The sequence below is a fragment of the Kitasatospora sp. NPDC127116 genome (assembly GCF_042677365.1).
Taxonomy (GTDB): domain Bacteria; phylum Actinomycetota; class Actinomycetes; order Streptomycetales; family Streptomycetaceae; genus Kitasatospora; species Kitasatospora lactacystinica.
This window is the reverse complement of the sequence record NZ_JBHXTL010000267.1, coordinates 1-3,864: the sequence shown is the minus strand read 5'-3', so window position 1 is coordinate 3,864 and position 3,864 is coordinate 1. Positions and strand designations below refer to the sequence as shown.

The 3,864-nt window shown below is 74.6% G+C and carries 3 protein-coding genes; 2 read left to right on the top strand and 1 reads right to left on the bottom strand.

All coding sequences use genetic code 11. The features are described 5' to 3' along the window. Positions 1 to 196, bottom strand: a 196-nt coding sequence (locus ACFVHV_RS43405) for a hypothetical protein (protein WP_380359347.1), incomplete at its 3' end; no start/stop codon positions are given. Positions 197 to 825: 629 nt separating this feature from the next. Here ACFVHV_RS43405 and ACFVHV_RS43400 point away from each other — a divergent pair. After that, positions 826 to 2,040: a Rieske 2Fe-2S domain-containing protein gene (locus tag ACFVHV_RS43400; RefSeq protein ID WP_380359344.1), complete on the top strand. Its 1,215-nt coding sequence runs from the start codon at positions 826 to 828 to the stop codon at positions 2,038 to 2,040. A 123-nt stretch (positions 2,041 to 2,163) separates the two neighbouring features. Further along, a complete protein-coding gene (locus ACFVHV_RS43395; protein ID WP_380359341.1) occupies positions 2,164 to 3,765 on the top strand; it encodes a serine/threonine-protein kinase in 1,602 nt (533 codons plus the stop codon). Positions 3,766 to 3,864: the final 99 nt, after the last annotated feature.

Genomic DNA, 3,864 nt, shown 5'->3' with positions numbered 1-3,864 from the left:
CGACCACCAGCACCACACCGGACTCGACCGCGAGATCCACCACACCAGCCATCACGAACACCCTCATTCCAAGACTCGGAGGAATCACCGGAGACCGATCCTCGAAGGCGCCGGTTGCGCCCGATCGGTTCGTCGTCGTGGCACCATTCAAATCCGCCCTGCCCGGACGATCCATAGCCGCCGCTCTCAGCTCCATGCGCGAGCGTCTACGCCACCGATGCGCCACCGACCAGCGGTGCTCCGCCCGCCCCCGGTCGTCGAGCCACCCGCGGCCCGGGCTCCCCGGCACCCACCACAACACACCGCACCCCCGCCTGAAAGCTCTTTCCAGCGCCTCTCGACCCTTCTTCGACCGCGCGGCGGGAAGCGCCGCGCACGGCGTCCGGAAACGGGCCGGCGGGGAAATCGCGGAGTGGCCGGAAATGAAAGCGCCGGTCCCGGGACCGCGGAATCCGTCGCCGGCACCGATCGTCCAGAGGTACGGGCCCGAAGGGATGCCGCCCGGTGCCGACGGCCCGCCTCCGGCCCGGGCGCCGTCCGCCTCCCCGTTCGACCCGCTCGGCCCCCGCTCGGCCCCCGCGAGGCCCCCGCTCGCCACCGGATCCCCGCCGAGGTGCTCGAACACGCCCGCCCCCCGAACCGGGCGGGCGCCCGGAACCTGTCGAATCCTTGAACGCCCATACCTGACGGATCATCAGACTTGTTGCTGCTTAGGGAGATTGTCCGTGCACGGGCTCCCGTTCCGTGGATAGCATCTGAATTCCATTCTGTTCGAGCGCTAATCGCCTGGGAGGGGCGGCGCCGGACAGACCGACAGGAGACTTCATGCGCGTGTCCAAGCACGTCCACCCCGTCAGCAACCGCCCGACCGCGGCCGACGTCGCCCTGCCACCGGCGCTGCCCTATCCCGACGGCTGGTCCGCACTCGCCTTCTCCGCCGAGCTCAAGCCCGGCACCGTGCTCACCCGCCAGCTCGCGGGCGAGGACGTCGTGCTGTACCGGCTGCGCAACGGCCGCCTCCGCGCGATCCGCCCGTACTGCCCGCACCTGGGCGCCCACCTCGGCCTGGCCTCGGTCGAGGGCAACGACCTGGTCTGCCCGTTCCACCGCTTCGCCTTCGACGCCGACGGCCACTGCGTACGCACCGGGTACGGCACCCAGACACCCAAGGCCACGCTGACGCAGCTGCCGGTGCGCGAGGTGAACGAGGCGGTCTTCGTCTGGCGCCACCACGACGGCCGGGAGCCGGACTGGGAGATCCCCGCCTGGCACCGGCTCGGCGACGGACGGCAGCCGCTGCGGCACGCCTCCTTCGAGATGCCCGGCTACGCCCAGGACGTCATGGAGAACTCCTTCGACCTCGGCCACTTCGTCACCCTGCACGGCTGGCCCGAGGGCGAGCTGGCGGCACCGGTGGAGTTCGACGGCACCGGCTTCCACATCTCGATGCTGGTCCGGGAGACCTTCCCGCTCCTCGGGATGCGCGAGGTCCACGTCGAGGTGGACGGGTACGGCCTCGCCGCCCTGCACACCGACGTCCACACGCCCTCGCTCGGCCTGGAGATCTGCTCGCTGGTCATGGCCACCCAGGTCGCCCCCGGCCGGATGCAGCTGCGGCAGGCGAGCCGCTTCGTGATGGCGGAGCCCTCCGGGCTGCCGCCGGCCGTCGCCCGGACGGTCAGCCGGGTGGTGACCAGGCTGCTGGCGGGCCCGATGTTCCGGCGCAACCTGGAGTTCACCTCGGCGGACTTCCCGATCTGGTCCACCAAGCGGTACGTCTCCCCGCCCCGGCTCGCCCAGGGCGACGGGCCGATCGGCGCGATGCGGCACTGGGCCCGGCAGTTCTACCCGCCGGACCACCAGGCGCACCTGCCGGGGCCGGCCTCGCTCGCCGACCGGAACGGGAACGAGCCGAACGGGCACGGCACGAACGGCAGCAGCGCGAACGGCAGCAGCACGGACGGCCACGGCGAGGCCGCCGCGAGCCGAACCCAGGCCGATGCCTCCGGCAAGGCGTCCAGTGGAGCCGCCCGGAGCTGAGTCGGCCCCGGCCACCCGCAGACCCGCACCCGTTCCGCGGCCATCGGCCCGAACCGGAACCGCCCGTCCCGGCGGTACCGTCTGGCGTGGAGTACGGACGGGCGCGGCGAGGGGAGAGTCGGCGTGGAGGCACTGGGGGACGGGGATCCCCGGCAGGTGGGCGAGTACCGCCTGCTGCGGAGACTCGGTGCGGGCGGAATGGGCCGGGTCTACCTGGGCCGGACGGCGGGCGGCCGCACGGTGGCGGTCAAGCTGGTGCACGAACAGTTCGCGGCGGACCGGGAGTTCCGGGTGCGGTTCCGCAACGAGGTGGCCGCCGCCCGACGGGTCGGCGGCCGCTGGACGGCCCCGGTGCTGGACGCGGACACCGAGGGCGCCCAGCCCTGGGTGGCCACCGGGTACGTCGCCGGGCCCTCGCTGGCCGCCGCCGTACGGGAGTTCGGCCCGCTGCCCGTCGCCGCCGTCCGCTCGCTCGGGGCGGGGCTCGCCGAGGCACTGCAGGCCGTGCACGCCCAGGGGCTGGTGCACCGGGACGTCAAGCCGTCGAACGTGCTGCTGGCGCTGGACGGCCCGCGCCTGATCGACTTCGGGATCACCCGGGCACTGGACGCGGCGACCGCGCTCACCCGGTCCGGCTTCGTGGTCGGCTCCCCGGGCTACCTCTCCCCCGAGCAGGCCGAGGGGCGCAGCGCCGGGCCCGCCTCGGACGTCTTCTCGCTCGGCGCCGTACTCGCCCATGCCGCCACCGGCACCGCGCCGTTCGGCTCGGGAGTGAGCGCGCCCGTCCTGCTCTACCGGGTCCTTCACGAGGAGCCGGAACTCGACGTGTCCGACCGGGAGTTGCACGCCCTGCTGACGGCGTGCCTGGCCAAGGACCCGGCCCGCCGGCCCACTCCCGCCCAACTGCGCGAGCGGCTGACGGCCGCCGACCCGACGGCGGGCGAGCGGCTGGAGCGACGGGAGTGGCTGCCGCCCGCGATCGCCGCCGCGCTGGCCGCGCTCGCGGTCGAACTGCTGGACCTGGACAGTGACTCTCCGGCCCGACCCGGCGCTCCCACCGGGCAGTTCGGCCCGGCGGAGCCGTGGCACGCCGCACCGCCGACCCCGGGGACGCCGGCCCCCGGAACGCCCACGCCCGAGCCCCCGGGCACGCCGACGCCGTACTCCCCGACGCGGCCCCCGCCGTACCGGCCCCCGTACGCGCCCCCGCCGCAGCCGACCCGCGGCCGGCCCGGCCCCGGCGTGCTGCTGGTCGCCGCCGTGCTGGCCATCGCGGCGGCCGGCACCGCGGTGGCCCTGGCCGTGCGCGACAACGACACCGGCGGCAACGGCGGCAACGGCTCCGGCGGCACCCCGCCCGCCGCCACCTCCGCCTCCCCGACGCCGGGCGGCGAGATCCCGGCCGCTTTCCTCGGCTCCTGGCAGGGCGACCTGGGCAGCCAACAGACCCTCGTCAAGCCGGACTTCTCGATCACCATCGCCCAGGGCCGGACCAACGACCCGGTCGCGCAGATCCACAACAACGAGGGAGCGGGCACCCGCTACTGCGACGCGACCGCCAACCTGGTCCAGGCCACCGCGGACCGGGTGGTGCTGCGCACCGCCCCGATGAGCACGCTCAGCGGCTGCGCCGCCGTCCCGTACGACCAGGTGTACACCCGCAATCCGGACGGCAGCCTGCACCTGCTGGTCGGCGGCTTCTCGGGCGACCTGCGCAGGAAGTAGCCCCCGGTTCCACTCGCGGCGGGGCGGCTCCCCCACCCCGGGGGCGCCCCCCCCCTGCCCGCCCCCGGAAGCCGCCCCCAGAGCGCCCCGGACCCCCCA